The sequence below is a fragment of the Sulfobacillus thermosulfidooxidans genome (assembly GCF_001280565.1).
Lineage (GTDB): Bacteria > Bacillota > Sulfobacillia > Sulfobacillales > Sulfobacillaceae > Sulfobacillus > Sulfobacillus thermosulfidooxidans_A.
Genome location: NZ_LGRO01000001.1, coordinates 2875080 through 2891090 on the forward strand (window position 1 = coordinate 2875080; position 16011 = coordinate 2891090).

Here is a 16011-nt window from a genome sequence, read left to right on the forward strand (position 1 = left end):
GATGAAACGAGGCTACAGGCTATTTTGGGGGGAGAAGGAATGTTAAGGACCCGGCTTCGATCCAATGATATTTAGCCCATCTTTGACTGCCGTATTCTAACTCCTCTTCCGCACGTGATGGGTGAAAGCCGTGGAATTTATCCCGAGGGTCTAGGGGGCACCTGCGTGTAAATCGTGTCCGTAAAACCTAATGCGGCCAAAATGGCCGCCACCGATTGGGTATGAACCGCCGGAACAAAGAGTTGACGAGTCTGGGCATCCAGCGGCACGACAATCAGTCCGCGCAGATGATGTAACACCTCCTGCCCGGTGGGCCGCGCCAACAGACCGCGAGTCGGCGTGGGAAGGGGCGGGGCCTGCCGGGCCCGACGTTCGATGAGACTGAGCACCAAGGCGGCGAGCAAGAGCACATAACCTAGGGCTTCCACCCGTTCCGGCTTTTGCACATAGAGCGCATCCACAAAGGCCGGGTCTTTTAAAAAGCGAAAACGGTGTTCGATGACCGTCTGGCCTTTGTATTCTTCGAGTAATCGGCGGGCATCAAAGGAGGAGGCCGGCAGATTGGTGATTAAGACAAACGTCGCCGCCCGGTCCTGTGCCGCCTGCACGCGTTGCGCATCGACTGCCCCAATGGTGGGATGGACCCGGTATACCGTGGTGGTAGCCGGTTCGGGGGCATCGTGGCGGGGACGCCCGCGGGTTGTGCGTTTGGGGACCTGCGTTTCCGCGACAACCGTCGCCTCGACATGATGCCATTGGGCGGTGGCCCGCCAAGCGGCCACGGCCGCTTCGGCATCATGAGCACAGGCAAACACGGTCTCCGCGAGGCGAGTCGCCGCCCGGGTTAACTGGTTATGGGCCCGTTCGACCTGGCGGGCGATGGTGTGAGCTTTCCGCTCAGCTAGATGATCGGAGCGATAAACCACGAGCCGATAGGATCGGCCCTCAATTTCGCCGGTCTGTTCTGCGGCCGCGTAGGTGGCCGCATCGGCCCGCTCCCCGATTTTGCCGAGGGGAACCCAGGCGTTGGCCGCCAAGGCGGCCGTCTTCGCATCGTGCGCGGCTCGAAATGTCTCCGGACAACGCGAGAGAAAGCGGAGTGAACGGTCAGCCATTGCCTTTAAGTTAGGACCTGTGATGAGAGCGGAATCGGCCACGTAGACCAGTTGTTGCAGTTGCTGAGGCGAAAAGTAATCGTCTAAGGCCGCAATCATCTCGGCATTGAGGGTTTTATCACTCAGATTCCCGTCTTGCACCGTGCCTACCACCGGAATGCCTTCTCGGGTCCCCAACAGCGTCAGGAGAATTTGACGCAGATCGGGACGATGATCCTTGGAATGGCCATAGGTGGGATGCACTCCGGTCTCGGATCCGGTGTCCGGATACGTGCCATAGACCGAGCGGGTCGTACTATCCCAGTGGACAAACACCGGACTATCGGGCGTCCACACGTGGTCGTGCAAGAGCGCTCGCGTTGCAACGGCACTGAAGACGGTGGCGCCACCGGCGGCGGCAACTTTATCCAGAGCCCGTCCGAGGGCATCATCCGTAAAATCGGCCGCGGTGCGGCCGGATCCAAACAACAAGGGCACATCGGTTAACTGCAATGGCTCGTGGACGCGATACAGAGGTCGACGAGCGGTCAGCAAATTGACGACGAGCGCGAAAATCCGTTCGCCGGGCGACAGGTGGCAACGCTGCGAATCCCACGCAACGGTCTGATTTATGGCCTCGACGAATCCAATTTCTTCACAGAGGGCTCGGATGACCGGTCCAGCCCCCACAACAACGGGTGTCGGCATGGGTGTGTTCATAAGAGATTACTTCGCCATGCGACACACAATCTCCTTTGCGATCAGCCCAAAAAAAATAATTTTTTTTGTTCCCGCCACGTGCGGAAAGTAAGTTCTAACATGTCCTCGAGAAAGTTCTCCGTGATGATAGCCTCAGCACTCCAAAGATTTTGCGGCATGGGTGGAAACTCTATGACCCAGACAAAGATACGGTTGGGATCAATGTTTTGTTGCCTAAATGCCACACAAATACTATTTCCAATGGGCGAGACCGTCATGATGGTATAGGCAGGAAGGCCTAATCGACTGTTTGTGGACTCTTGCAGTTGTTCCAAAACCACCACACACACGGCTTCCACCAAATCGCGCACGGCTGCAATTGTTCTCCTTTTCTCATGTTTTCGAAATAGAAGTTGACCGACTTTGAGAAGACGGCTGGCTATTTGACTCGATAACTTTCTTTTCTTTTTATGCACACTATGCCCTTTGGGGACAGCAAAGACACAGTCATGTCCCTGTCCTGGCCACAGCTGTCAACTAGACATGATCAACAAGGTTAAATGTGGACTGACCCCATGCTATCGTCGGCCTTCCCTTGATTTTTGTGCAAAACGTTATGTGAGATTGATGATTAGAGTGATTCGAGAAATTCCAGGCGATTGCCGAACGGATCGAACAAGTAAAACCGTTTAGTTCCGGCGACTGTTTCACCTTCGATGGGATGAATACCGGACGCTTCAAGATATTGACGAAATTGGTCGAGATTCTTCACGTAAAAGGCAGGATGGGCTTTAGTGGCAGCGACAAAGTCCTTTTGAATGCCGATATGAACTTGCTGAGAGCCACACTGAAACCACATGCCGCCGCGTTTACGAAGAATGTCCGGTTTGGGTATCTCTTGCCATCCTAATATTTGTCCGAAAAACTGGCGGGCTTCTGCCTCACCGTGTTCGGGAATAGCCAATTGAATGTGATCAATTCCTACAAAAGAAAAAGACATAATGCATCTTTCCTCTCATCGACTGACAGACAATCAAATCTTCAAAAATATTTTAACATTTCATGGAGGATTCTTTGAGAAACTCTAGAATGAAAAAGTAAACTGGCATTGGTGGATGTGTCTGTGTTTGCCTCTCAGAGGTGTAAGACAACAACACCGATGGAAAGGATAAGGGGAGATAGAATAGAGAGGTATTGAGTGAGGTATTCCAATAAAAAAGCCGTCATGATTTGATAGTGAAAATAAAGACTATGACACGGACAAAGATGATAAAAAGATGGAGGATGAATAGATCCCATTGGAAAAGAAAGGTGAACATTCTTTGAAGTCGGTCCAGTTATTTGTCACCTGCTTGATTGACATGGTGCGGCCTGAAGCCGCTATTTCTGCGGTGCATGTGTTAGAACGCCGGGGGATTGCTGTCGACTTTCCCGAAGATCAAACCTGTTGTGGACAATTCAGCTATAATGCCGGTTACGCTCATGAAGCGGCTTTATTAGCCCGCCATTTCATCGAGGTGTTCGAAAATAAGAAGAAGGAGCCGTCACAAGACATTGTGGCCTTGTCTGGATCGTGTGCGGCGATGATTCAGCATACCTATCCTGAACTTTTGTATCGAGATGCCTTGGAGCATGGAGATTCGCCCGACATTGCTCAACAGTGGAAAGAACGGGCGATAACATTGGGCGAACGCACCCATGAATTGAGTCTATGGCTCCATGCCAATGTACCGAGTGAAGAAAGCTCAGAAGTTAAGGTTAAGACTGCCTATCACATGGGATGTCATATGAGACGCCTTTTAGCTCACAGTGAAGACGCTATGTCTTCCCTGCGCGATTACGGTATAGAAGGAGTGGAACCCAAAGATGGGGATCAGTGTTGTGGGTTTGGCGGTACTTATAGTTTTACGGAACCCTTGATTTCGACAGCACTAGCCGATGCCAAATTAGACGCGGTACAGCAGCTGCTTCAGGATCAGAAGAACGAGATTATCTGTCTAACGAGTGCAGACTTGGGCTGCCTTTTGCACCTAGAAGGGCGTCTTAGACGCACGTCTTCCTCTTTTCCCGTCTGTCATGTGGCGGAATTGATTGACCTCGCCGATCAAAACCGGTTAACAGTCGACACCATAAAAATGCTATACGGAGGGAAGGAACAATAAATGGCAGGTGAATTGCCCTATGATGTCAGACCGTGGGCCGAAAGACGGGATCAGGCCCTGAACGATCAGATTATGCGGAAGACCATTGGACGGGTGACCCGACGGTTTTCGGCGGCAAAGCGTGAAGCCTACCGCAAAAATCCAGACATTGAAGCTTCACGAGAACGGGCTACCTGGCATAAGCGTAAGGCGATCCATGAGTTGCCGGAACTGATAGACATATTAAGACAGCGCATTGAAGACCATGGGGGGAATACGTATTTGGCTGCGACGGCCCGAGAAGCCGTAGAGAAGGTTGTGAAGATTGCGCAAGAAGAACATGTCTCGTTGGTCATCAAAAGTAAGTCGATGGTGACAGAAGAGATCGCGTTAAATCCCGCTCTCGAAGCGGCCGGGATTACGGTGCGCGAAACCGATTTAGGCGAATATATTATTCAGTTGGCCCACGAGAAGCCGTCTCACATTTTGGCGCCGGCTGCTCACCGTAACCGTCAGCAAATCGATGCATTGTTTCAAGAAGATGCGCGCATGCATCACATCAGACCCCCTGTTAGTGATGGGATTGCAGATTTAACGCACTATGCCCGGGAAAGATTGCGTCAAGAATTCTTACAGGCTGAGATGGGCGTCACGGGGGGTAATTTTCTGGTGGCGGAAACTGGCACACTCGTCATCATTACTAATGAAGGCAATGCCGATATGGTTACCTCGTTGCCGCGCGTTTTAGTATCGATTGTCGGCGTCGAAAAAATTGTTGAGGACTGGGCGTCATTGATCGATCTCATTCAGCAGCCCGCGATGAGTGGCATTGGACGGCACCTGTCATCATATACCACTATGGTTCATGGTCCCAAACAGCAGGGCATGGCCGATGGACCGGAGAAATGGTATGTGATTTTGGTCGACAATGGCCGGATGGCATTACGCGATACCCCATTTGAAGAGGTGTTAACCTGCATTCGTTGCGGCGCCTGTTTGAATGTCTGTCCGGTTTTTCGGCAAGTGGGCGGACATGCCTACGGCAGTGTGTACCCAGGGCCCATTGGAATTGTAGAAACGCCGTTATTGACAGACTTGACAATCTTGCCAGAGTTGCCGTCCTCATTATGCACGTTGTGTCATGCTTGTGAGGAAGCTTGTCCGATGGAGATAAATCTCCCCAAGCATATCGTTACCCTCCGGCAGATTAAAGTCAAAAGACAAATGAATAAGGGAATTCAGGACTGGACAATGCGAACATGGGCGCGGTTTTGGATGACGCCAAAAGGATATCACCGCTCCATTCGCATTGCCCGGTTAGGACAAAAATGGTATCAAAAGCCTGGGCAAGCAAGCCTTCACAATGCGCCGGGAATATTTGGGGGATGGTTTGAAACCCGGGATATGCCGCCCGTCGCTGCGGAAACTTTTCATGAGTGGTGGAAAAATCATCAGCCATCCACCACAAAGGGATTGCCAAATCCGTAATCGAGAGGGGAGTGCCGGCTATGGATAATGTCATTGAACAATTTGGGCAACGGTGGCAGGGCGGTGGGGGCAAGTTTATCTACGTCAACAACGCTTGGGCGTTGTCCCGTGAACTGGAGGGGATCATTGCAGCTTATACTGATGAGCAGCAATCGTCCCGGCAAGAATTGATGCCGATTGCGGTCTCGGGATATCTTCCCGGGTGGACAGAGGATGATATGAAATCCCTGCTTCCTTCCGCCCAAGTCTTTTTTTGGAGGCAAGGAGACGATCCACGCATTTTTCGCGAACGCTGTGCGCAAGCTGTCATCGGCATGAGTTCTTGCCTCTGGGCTAGTGCGGATGCGGGCAGTATCGCGGTGTCAGCGACAGAGGACACCAGTTTACTGCCCACGTTACTCCCGCCGGTTCATATCGTCCTGTTACGTGCATCACAAATTGTGCCGACATTTCAGGAAGCGATGGCACAGATGTATCAGCAGGCACAGACCGAAAAACACTGGCCGTCTTTGCTTAAAATTATTGCGGGTCCCAGTATGACTGGGGATATTGAGGGACAGCTCATTATGGGTGTTCACGGTCCCCAAGATGTTTATGCGGTTGTCGTGGATGAAGAAGAGCCTTGAACCGAAAAGGATGGGAGCCGAGGTAAACCGCTGTGACAGGGCGGAATTGGGGCGAGTAACAATCGGTGCTGTCTTGAAAAAATCCTGAGGAAAATACGGCATGAAGCCCTGTGTCTCGAGTGAAAGATATAGAGAGTTCAGTACTTTTATAGCAAACTCTTGTGATAATGAGGATCGGGGCGATGATCGATACGCAGAAATGTGTTTCTGCGTAGGAAGTTTTTTTGGGGCACAAAAACTTATTAATCTTTTTCCCATATTCTCGGATCAGCTCTTCACAGATCCTCATGCCGGTAGCTTCCATTATTTTGGGATGTCATATCAACATTTGCAGCTGGCGGCTTAGAAAACAATCATCATTCCCATCTTTCAAATTTAAACCAGGCGTTATGAGAGAAGGGCAAATAAGTGTGATGGTTCGGGCTCTTTTCGTCTGCAGTGATGAAGAGAGCTTGAGCATGATAAGATAGAGCAACAACAGACGATCAATCATTGGGGTGGTTTATGAAGCCTTTTCTGAAATGGGCGGGAGGAAAATACCGCTTGATTAACCGGATTCGTGACCGGCTTCCCCAAGGCACCCGTCTTATTGAGCCTTTTGTTGGATCGGCAGCGGTATGGCTCAATACCAACTACCCGCAAGCTTTATTAGCCGATAGTAATGGGGATGTGATCCGTCTTTACCAAACTCTTAAACAGTATGGAGAATCGTTTATTGCGTATTGCCGAACCTTTTTTATTCCTGCGAACAATGCGGCGGAACGGTATTACACGTTACGGGACCGCTTTAACCAATTGGACTCTCATGACGAGTGGGAAAAAGCGGCGTTATTTTTGTATTTGAACCGTCATGGCTATAATGGTCTTTGCCGCTATAATGCCGCAGGGGCTTTTAACGTGCCGTTTGGCCGATATGCCCATCCCTATTTTCCCGAAGAGGAGATGCGCTATTTTGCGATGAAGGCCCAAGCCCAAGATGCCCAATTCATTCACGCCGATTTTAGACAGGTGATGGCTCAGGCTCATCTTGGGGACGTCATTTATTGTGATCCCCCCTATGTGCCCCTATCTGAGACCGCTAACTTCACGGGCTATGCAGCAGGAGGTTTTTCGTCCCGTGATCAAGAGGATTTGGCCCTTTTGGCTGAAGAATTGTCCGAGCACGGTATTCCTGTGCTGATTTCGAATCATGCCACCGTATTCACCGAGAAAGCCTATCAGCATGCCGCAGTCGATTATTTTACTGTTCAACGTTTTATCAGTTGTGACGGTAATAATCGACATGGTGCTCAAGAACTTTTAGCATTGTTTACCCCCCTAACCGATAAAAATGGTCGCGTTTCATAGAATCCTTCTATACAAATCCCCTAAAACCATTGCCATTGCATATATCTATGTCGCCACTAGAAGAGACTATCAGATTTGTCATGTCCCAAACAGAAGAATAGCAGGGTTGTTTATCATTCTTATAGGAATGCTTCCAATTGACTATAAAAATTGTAGTTACCAAGTCTTTATCCTCGTAAAATGTTGACACGGATTATCACAAGACCAAGAATTAAAGTTAATTCGACGGGATTCGGGCGATTTCGTCTGCATCGGCTGTCAGATTATTTTGATTTAAGGAGAGATTTCATGGTCGAAATCTTTTTGACAGGTTCTCCAATGTCTTTGAATGACCAAAATCTTGCGGAGGGTTTGGCACTCATTGGGTGGACCGATCAGGATACCCGTCAAATTGCTCAGATCCCATGGACCCAAGTCGCCATGTCCGTCGTGCCGTCTTTTATTCAAACGTTAGCCGCACATCCGACTTTTGACCGTCTGGTTTTGGCGCATAGTTCCTATCCAGAACTCCAACGTCTGGTGTCCCGCTATTTAAAAAGTTTATCCCGTTCCCCGACTACTCGTCTGGCGATTCATATCGCGCAACGCATTGGTACCTTACACGTGCAGATGGGACTGAGCTCTCTGGCCTTTTTAGCGGCTTATTGGAGTCTGTTTCATGATGTGATCCAAAGTGTTTCCACATCCACTCCCGAAAATGTCCGCTGGCTATGGGCCGAAACTGCCGCGAAACGGATGGCATGGGATTTATTGGTGATGAGCAGTACGCAGTCCGGGTATTTCGCGGTACATGATCCTCTTACCCATTTACCGAACCGTTGGGCGACAGAACAACAGCTTCTCGCGCTGATGCGCCAGCGTGAAGACATCCTAGTGTTATTTGCAGATTTGAATGGATTTAAGGCGGTGAATGATACCTACGGGCATGACGCAGGCGACCAGGTGTTACAGGAAGTCGCGAAAAGATGGCGATCCGTTTTACGGGCAAGTGACTGCCTTGGACGATGGGGGGGTGATGAATTTCTTTTGGCATTACCCGGAGGGGGAGCAATTCCCTCGGCTTCGCACATCATTGATAAGTTGCTAAACGTTTTACAGACGCCGATTGTGATACCGGGACATCCTCCTATGAGTGTCTCGGCTTCTTTTGGGAGCGCACTGTTTCCGCGTGACGGGGTCACGGTTGGGGAGGTCATTCACCGGGCCGATCAACAGCTCTATGAGGCGAAAAGAACCCGTCAGCGTTGGGTTGAATATCCCGTCAAAGGTTTGACGGGAACGGTCCAATGGGTGTACCGCATTCAGCAGGCCTTAGGAACTGCTGATATTGTTGTCAACTATCAACCTATTATCGATTGGGCAAGCGGACAAGTCCACGAATGGGAAGCCTTGGTGCGCTACCGGGATGCGGATGGTCACTTACACTATCCGGGCGAGTTTTTGCCAGCGATTCACAATCATCATGTCTTACACCTGTTGGATTGGGCCGTCATCGAACAGGTGTTCCGTGATCTACAAGAGTGGGCATCTTGCGGTTATATCACGCGGGTGTCAGTGAACGTGACGAGTGCCGATCTTTTACTGTCGGACTTATTTTCTCAGCTAGACCAATGGCATGCCCACTATCCCTCCGTACGTCCCGACCATCTCGGGTTAGAAATTCTGGAATCCGCGGCGTTAGTCAATCCAGAACATATGGGAGCTGTTTTGCAGAGTCTGCGACAACAAGGTTACCGGATCGCCTTGGATGATTTTGGGACTGGATATAGTTCCCTCAGTCATCTTCAACGTCTGCCGATTGATTATGTGAAAATTGATCGCAGTTTTATTCAGGATTGGCAATCACCCGCAGGACGCGGCCTGATTCAAGCCATGATTGGCATGAGGCAGCCCTTTGGTTATGAGACCATTGGCGAGGGCGTGGAAACACTGGCACAACATGAGTCCTTACGCGCTTGGGGATGCACCTTGGCGCAAGGATGGCTCTATAGTCCCGCACGAGACCGGAACCATGTGCCTTTTTGGCAGTGGGTGGGTGATAACTAGGGAGCGCAGGGTATTAATGGTTCGTCACTAGCTTTCACATTACCACAATGCTAAAAAATAAATATGAATATAGAAAGTTCTTAACCCTCTACCATCGCAATTGTCAAACGCACATCGATTCTCGTTCCAATCGATTACCATAATTTTATCGTCGATCGGCAGTAGCGCAAAAACCCCCGGAGATCGACGACACATCGAAAAACCCGAAAATCCTTATGGGGAAAGCGTTTCGAAGAATCTACAAATATTATTTCCTTTTATTCCCAAATAAATACTGGTTGACACTCTAGACAGGGCGCAGCAAAATGGGTTTGTAGCCTACCTATGAGGAATTGAAACGGAGCCATCCGGAACGTCGAATCGCGTTCCGAATGGTCGGTTTGTAGCCTACCTATGAGGAATTGAAACTTTTTTCGGGAAGCCCCTTTTCTTCGAGTTTGCGGAAGTTTGTAGCCTACCTATGAGGAATTGAAACTGACGACGATGTAATATAGATATAGAACCATACACCATGTTTGTAGCCTACCTATGAGGAATTGAAACAACCCCGACGCGCAAAAAGCCTCGGGCGCCGCCCAGTTTGTAGCCTACCTATGAGGAATTGAAACTAAATTCCCCCGCAAATCCTGCAATAATATCCCTGGTTTGTAGCCTACCTATGAGGAATTGAAACCACGCCTTCACTCCACGACGGATAACACTGAACGCCGTTTGTAGCCTACCTATGAGGAATTGAAACAACAGGAGCGGCCCCCGGCTATCGCGGAAAAAACTCGTTTGTAGCCTACCTATGAGGAATTGAAACTCGGCTCAACATAGGTTGAACTGGTTCCCTTTTTTCGTTTGTAGCCTACCTATGAGGAATTGAAACCGACACGGATTCGGCGGCATACGACATGGACAAGCCTTTTCGTTTGTAGCCTACCTATGAGGAATTGAAACAAGCAAGTGTTTCAAAAGAAAAAAGAGGTCGTGATTACGTTTGTAGCCTACCTATGAGGAATTGAAACATCGTAAGTTCCAGTTTCCTCATGAACCCACCGCCGTTTGTAGCCTACCTATGAGGAATTGAAACCGCCGCGTCGGTGGGGTCCCACGCGACCTCGAACCGTTTGTAGCCTACCTATGAGGAATTGAAACGGTCCTGGTCCGGCACAGGACTTCGCGGTAGATGCGGTTTGTAGCCTACCTATGAGGAATTGAAACGCAGTCGAGCGGCGCGTATGGCGCCCGGAATCCGTGTTTGTAGCCTACCTATGAGGAATTGAAACACTATTTCGCGTGAAACCTTATTAGGATTAAAGCAAGTTTGTAGCCTACCTATGAGGAATTGAAACCCGTCATCGAAACATCGCCCGCAGCCGAAACTTGAGTTTGTAGCCTACCTATGAGGAATTGAAACACATTTCCGGGGTGCAATTCTACAACGAATTTCTTCGTTTGTAGCCTACCTATGAGGAATTGAAACCGCCCATCCATGGGAACATCCGCATAAGTCAACGTGTTTGTAGCCTACCTATGAGGAATTGAAACACGCATACCGCCGCGCATCCACGACCGCCGCATACGTGTTTGTAGCCTACCTATGAGGAATTGAAACCTGCTCAAGTGAACGATATAAAGTTAGCCATACTGAGTTTGTAGCCTACCTATGAGGAATTGAAACATTTCGACGGCACGCTGCATGCGGGCGGCCAGCTCCGGAAGTTTGTAGCCTACCTATGAGGAATTGAAACCGTTCACGTCCGAAATCATAGCATCAGGCGCATATAAGTTTGTAGCCTACCTATGAGGAATTGAAACTATGGGATTTAAAAAATGTGGTCCTTAATTTGCGTTCTTTTTTGTGATCAGCACAGAGGTGTGATTGTGGGCGGATTGATTGTTAACGGCCTTATCTTTGTCAATTGACCAAAATGTCTCTTGCAATTTCTCAAAAACTTGCCGAGTTAGGGATTCCCTTCTGTGTAGTTGCCAGATTGAAGGTATATAGCCCCAGTTCCCAACGGAACCGGGGCTATTTGCGATTAACAATATTAAGATATTACGAGTGCAAGTACTCCCGCCATGACGTGTCTTCCATCATCGGGCTCCATAAAGTGACGTATGGTCCTCTAATCAATGTCTTTAATACCTTATCATGCTGAGCTCGGTAACGCGTGTTGACGACCACTCGGGAGATGCCGAATTGGGCGGTAGCGAGGTCTTGCCATTCCATGTGCACGACATACTCCCGGGGTGTCGGAGCGGCTTGTAAGGTCTCAAAGTTTCCTGCTTGTGCACGCGGTGGATAATCGCCAAGGGTTTGCAACGCTTGATGGATTCCTTCGGGCGTTAGCTGCAAACTACCAATGGCTGATGCGCCAATTTGCTTCAGGACCATATAGCCGAGGAATCCCGGAGCCTTCTTAAACATTTGCATAAGATCTTCTATAGCCGATTCGAAGGCGTTTTCCATCCCGGGAATAATGGTGTGCTCAGATGCGGCAATGACACGTTGGCCATAGGGCATCGATACCGCAGGAACAGGTTGTCCTGCCATGAACTGACTGCCTAATGTCGCGGGCACATCTGTTAACGCCATGTTTTCGGGCAAGTCACTGCTGACAATTTCATAAATTGGTTCCCATGGACCTTCAATGACCATGCCTAAACAACTGGAGCATAGCCGGAAAATCGAATCAAATTGCTGTACATGCATTTCCTCGTGGTCTTCCCACCGCTTCCACATGGTGTATTGGCGAATTCCAAGAGGATTGAGAGTTTGGCGCATGTCCATTTCGGCTCCGCCATATCGTCCTCCCATAGGGAAAACACCAATTTGCACATGGTTTTGAAACCCAACAAACCCGGAATGATTGGCTGTGACCATACAAACCTTGGGACCCACCGATTCGAATAGCCGAAAAGAATCGGGGTGATTTGCAACTTTTGCGCTATTAATCGCGATAAAAGGTTTTGGCATAGTGCGTCTCCTTTCATATTTGGTGAAGTTGGGCCTAAACCCGAGTACAGTGTTGATCGACTGTAGTATCTAGACAATATCTCATAAGTACTTTAATGTTTAAAAGTTTGAATAACTGTGCAATACAGAAATTCAATGATAACTAGTCATATCAGTTGTATATTATCTGGAAGTCCCGATTAAGGCCGATGTTAAAGGTTTTGAAACGGTGTTGGGGATTATGATTGGAGATTGTCTATTGATGACACCGCACAAATAGGAGAAGCCGATGAAGCTTTCATAAGAATTGTCGAAATAAAGTATAAAACGACAGCAACTGATTGGAGTAATAGGAAAGAAGGAGTTCGGACGGAAGAGATAGCGTCGGGGTCTCGTCTGAGCAATGTGAATGCGTTGTGGACATTTGAATTATCCGCGCCTGAAGAAAAACTATAGTGTGATAACACAAGAAAAATGTTGTCGTTTTTACTGTACTTATGAAAGAAATAAATGAGCGAAATATAAGTCGTGATAACTAATGCGTGAGAATCGCCAATATAGAGAAAAAATATAGAAAATTGTATTTACGATGTTGATAAACAGTTCAGGATAAGTTTATATTAGTGTTAACGGATCTCCCATCTAAGTTTAACTAGCATGAATTAGTGATCCGGTTATGTCAATATTATTACTTCGATTAATCCCGTTTTCATTAACCTTAACAAATTAAGGGGGGACTTTTTGTGCCCGATCCGATAGTCCATGTGATATGGATTAATGCAGGCTTGAGCTGTGACGGCGATTCCGTAGGATTAACCGCGGCAACCCAGCCCAGCGTGGAAGATTTAGCGCTGGGATATTTGCCGGGAGTTCCTAATGTTCGCTTTCACTGGCCCTTAGTCGATTACGATAATGGGGATGAACTCATGGCATGGTGGTGGAAAGCCGCGAATGGTGAGCTCGACCCTTTTGTGTTAGTGGTTGAAGGTTCGATTCCCAATGAGAAGATTCATGCCGAAGGATATTGGGCGGCGATGGGGAATAATCCCGAAACCGGTCAACCTATGACGACCAATGAATGGATTGATAAGCTGGCACCCAAAGCATGGGCGGTTTTGGCAGCCGGCACGTGCGCGAGTTATGGCGGTATCCATGCCATGCAAGGCAATCCTACGGGCGCTATGGGAATTGCGGATTATTTGGGATGGAATTGGCGATCGAAGGCGGGCGTACCCATTGTGTGTGTGCCGGGATGCCCCATTCAACCTGATAACCTCTCCGAAACGATTCTTTACCTCCTCTATCAAGCCGCGGGATCTGCTCCCATGATTCCTCTTGACGATCAATTACGACCGCAATGGCTTTTTGGCCGGACAGTGCATCAGGGGTGTGATCGCGCTGGCTATTATGAGCAAGCCGATTTTGCCGCCGAATATGGCTCACCCAAATGTATTGTCAAACTCGGATGCTGGGGTCCGGTTGTGAACTGCAATGTGCCCAAGCGAGGATGGATGGCGGGTATTGGGGGCTGTCCTAACGTCGGAGGCATTTGTATCGGGTGTACCATGCCCGGCTTCCCGGACAAGTTTATGCCCTTTATGGACGAACCCCCTGGAGGAAAGATGTCGTCATCTGTCATCTCTCTCTACGGGAAATTGTTCCGGAATTTGCGTTCTGTCACCAATGACACGTTGAATCATGAACCGTCTTGGCGGCATGCCCGGGCTGAACTGACCACAGGATATCAAAAAGTATGGTAATTGAAGGGAGGACAATGATTTGGCTACAACGGAAGACAAAGTGAGCAGTCAACAGACAGGCACCAATGCGAAACTTGTCGAAATGGCGTGGGATCCGATTACCCGCATTGTCGGAAGCTTAGGGATATATACCAAAATCGACTTTGAGAACCGTGAAGTGGTGGAATGTCATAGTACGTCTTCGATTTTTCGAGGCTACAGTATTTTCATGAAAGGCAAAGATCCCCGGGATGCCCATTTTATCACCAGTCGTATTTGTGGCATTTGTGGGGACAATCATGCCACTTGCGCTGTTTATGCGCAAAATATGGCGTTTGGGGTCAAACCGCCATCGCTGGCCGAGTGGATTATCAATCTTGGAGAAGCTGCGGAATATATGTTTGACCACAACATCTTCCAAGAAAACTTGGTGGGTGTCGATTTTTGTGAGCAAATGGTCCGGGAAACCAACCCGAGTGTTTGGGCAAAAGCCCAAAAAACATCGGCTCCGCACGCTGATATTCATGGATACAAGACCATTGCCGATATCATGACGGCGCTCAATCCTTTTACGGGGGAATTATACCGCGAGGCGCTTCAGGTAAGCCGATACACCCGGGAGATGTTTATCTTAATGGAAGGTCGGCATGTTCATCCCTCCACGTTATATCCCGGTGGTGTGGGAACTGTGCCGACCATCCAGTTATTTACCGACTACATGACAAGGCTCATGAAATACATCGACTTCATGAAGAAAATGGTTCCTCTTCATGATGACCTTTTTGATTTCTTCTACGAGGCATTGCCCGGCTATGAGGCCGTCGGGCAACGCCGGATTTTGCTCGGCTGTTGGGGCTCCTTCCAAGATCCCAATGCCTGCGATTACGATTATAAGCATATGACCGACTGGGGCCGCAAGATGTTTGTGACGCCGGGTATCGTCGTCGACGGCAAACTCCTGACCACGGATTTGGTCGAAATTAATCTCGGGATGCGCATTTTGTTGGGATCGTCCTATTATGGCAGTTGGGAAAATGAAGAACGCTTTGTGACCCATGATCCCTTAGGCAATCCCGTTGATAAGAATCACCCGTGGAATCAAACCACGATTCCGAAGCCGCAAAAACGCGACTTTAACAAGAACTACAGTTGGGTGATGTCGCCCAGGTGGTATGACAAATCCTCGGGCGATCATCTCGCATTAGATACCGGGGGCGGGGCCATTGCTCGTTTATGGGCCACCGCACTCGCGGGACTTGTGGATATGGGGACGGTGAAAGCTACGGGTCACTCCGTCCAAATTAATTTCCCCAAGACGGCATCGTTTGGCGAAATGCAACTGGAATGGAAAATCCCGAAGTGGAGTAACGCGATTGAACGAGACCGAGCCCGCACGTACTTCCAAGCCTATGCGGCAGGGGCGGCCCTATACTTCTTAGATCAAGCGATAGCTGAAGTAAGAGCTGGCCATACCACGGTATGGGAACCTTTCAAAGTGCCAGAAGAGGCTATCGGCTGCGGATTCCATGAAGCTGTGCGGGGCGTGCTGTCGCATCATGTCGTCATTCGTGACGGGAAAATTGCGAACTATCACCCCTATCCTCCCACGCCCTGGAATGCCAATCCCCGGGACATTTACGGGACTCCGGGACCGTATGAAGATGCGGTGCAAGGCACACCCATTTTCGAAGAAAATGGACCGGATTCTTTCAAAGGCATAGATATTATGCGCGCTGTCCGGAGCTTTGATCCCTGTTTGCCTTGTGGCGTGCATATGTATGTGGGCAATGGCAAAACCGTTGAGGTGAATCATTCTCCCACTTATGGTGTCGGCTGTGCCCCTGGAGAGTAAAAGCTCCCAGGATTTTTCTCACGGCATCACGCTAT

General features: G+C 49.2%; 11 protein-coding genes and 1 CRISPR repeat array. Of the genes, 7 read left to right on the forward strand and 4 right to left on the reverse strand.

What is annotated here, in order from left to right:
* Positions 1-137: 137 nt before the first annotated feature.
* From AOA63_RS14010 to AOA63_RS14020, 3 genes are all read right to left on the reverse strand, one after another.
* The gene (locus AOA63_RS14010) at positions 138-1802 is read right to left on the reverse strand and encodes an IS1634 family transposase (protein ID WP_171822757.1); all 1665 of its coding nucleotides are present in this window, start codon (positions 1800-1802) and stop codon (positions 138-140) included.
* 53 nt (positions 1803-1855) lie between these two features.
* Positions 1856-2164: a hypothetical protein gene (locus AOA63_RS14015; protein ID WP_053960288.1), complete on the reverse strand. Its 309-nt coding sequence runs from the start codon at positions 2162-2164 to the stop codon at positions 1856-1858.
* 260 nt (positions 2165-2424) lie between these two features.
* Positions 2425-2793 (reverse strand): VOC family protein, encoded by a 369-nt coding sequence (locus tag AOA63_RS14020; protein WP_053960289.1) that lies wholly within the window; start codon positions 2791-2793, stop codon positions 2425-2427.
* A gap of 322 nt (positions 2794-3115) precedes the next feature.
* Between AOA63_RS14020 and AOA63_RS14025 the strand changes: the two genes are divergently transcribed.
* The 5 genes from AOA63_RS14025 to AOA63_RS14050 all read left to right on the forward strand — a co-directional run bounded on the left by AOA63_RS14025 (position 3116) and on the right by AOA63_RS14050 (position 9441).
* Positions 3116-3955: a (Fe-S)-binding protein gene (locus tag AOA63_RS14025; RefSeq protein WP_242848343.1), complete on the forward strand. Its 840-nt coding sequence runs from the start codon at positions 3116-3118 to the stop codon at positions 3953-3955.
* Entirely contained in the window at positions 3956-5422 is a 1467-nt protein-coding gene (locus tag AOA63_RS14030; protein ID WP_053960290.1) for a lactate utilization protein B, read from the forward strand. It abuts the gene before it with no gap.
* Between the two features lie 20 nt (positions 5423-5442).
* Complete coding sequence (locus tag AOA63_RS14035; RefSeq protein ID WP_053960291.1) at positions 5443-6048, forward strand: LutC/YkgG family protein; 606 nt, start codon at positions 5443-5445, stop codon at positions 6046-6048.
* A gap of 504 nt (positions 6049-6552) precedes the next feature.
* Complete coding sequence (locus AOA63_RS14045) at positions 6553-7395, forward strand: Dam family site-specific DNA-(adenine-N6)-methyltransferase (RefSeq protein WP_053960293.1); 843 nt, start codon at positions 6553-6555, stop codon at positions 7393-7395.
* 288 nt (positions 7396-7683) lie between these two features.
* Complete coding sequence (locus AOA63_RS14050; RefSeq protein WP_053960294.1) at positions 7684-9441, forward strand: EAL domain-containing protein; 1758 nt, start codon at positions 7684-7686, stop codon at positions 9439-9441.
* 309 nt (positions 9442-9750) lie between these two features.
* Positions 9751-11244: direct repeats of the CRISPR family, unit length 30 nt; unit sequence GTTTGTAGCCTACCTATGAGGAATTGAAAC.
* Between the two features lie 241 nt (positions 11245-11485).
* On the opposite strand, the gene sor is transcribed toward AOA63_RS14050, so the two are convergent.
* Positions 11486-12406, reverse strand: coding sequence for a sulfur oxygenase/reductase (sor, locus tag AOA63_RS14055; protein WP_053960295.1), 921 nt, complete (start codon positions 12404-12406; stop codon positions 11486-11488).
* A 722-nt stretch (positions 12407-13128) separates the two neighbouring features.
* Between sor and AOA63_RS14060 the strand changes: the two genes are divergently transcribed.
* Both AOA63_RS14060 and AOA63_RS14065 read left to right on the forward strand, forming a co-directional pair.
* Complete coding sequence (locus tag AOA63_RS14060) at positions 13129-14145, forward strand: hydrogenase expression protein HypE (RefSeq protein WP_028963327.1); 1017 nt, start codon at positions 13129-13131, stop codon at positions 14143-14145.
* A gap of 19 nt (positions 14146-14164) precedes the next feature.
* Positions 14165-15976, forward strand: a complete 1812-nt coding sequence (locus tag AOA63_RS14065) for a nickel-dependent hydrogenase large subunit (RefSeq protein WP_053960297.1) — start codon at positions 14165-14167, stop codon at positions 15974-15976.
* Positions 15977-16011 lie beyond the last annotated feature (35 nt).

Excerpts from the sequence above, each read along its gene's own strand:
- AOA63_RS14010 (WP_171822757.1), bottom strand. The coding sequence starts at position 1,802 with ATGCCGACACCCGTTGTTGTGGGGGCTGGACCGGTCATCCGAGCCCTC.
- AOA63_RS14020 (WP_053960289.1), bottom strand. The coding sequence starts at position 2,793 with ATGTCTTTTTCTTTTGTAGGAATTGATCACATTCAATTGGCTATTCCC.
- AOA63_RS14030 (WP_053960290.1), top strand. The coding sequence starts at position 3,956 with ATGGCAGGTGAATTGCCCTATGATGTCAGACCGTGGGCCGAAAGACGG.
- AOA63_RS14035 (WP_053960291.1), top strand. The coding sequence starts at position 5,443 with ATGGATAATGTCATTGAACAATTTGGGCAACGGTGGCAGGGCGGTGGG.
- AOA63_RS14045 (WP_053960293.1), top strand. The coding sequence starts at position 6,553 with ATGAAGCCTTTTCTGAAATGGGCGGGAGGAAAATACCGCTTGATTAAC.
- AOA63_RS14050 (WP_053960294.1), top strand. The coding sequence starts at position 7,684 with ATGGTCGAAATCTTTTTGACAGGTTCTCCAATGTCTTTGAATGACCAA.
- sor (WP_053960295.1), bottom strand. The coding sequence starts at position 12,406 with ATGCCAAAACCTTTTATCGCGATTAATAGCGCAAAAGTTGCAAATCAC.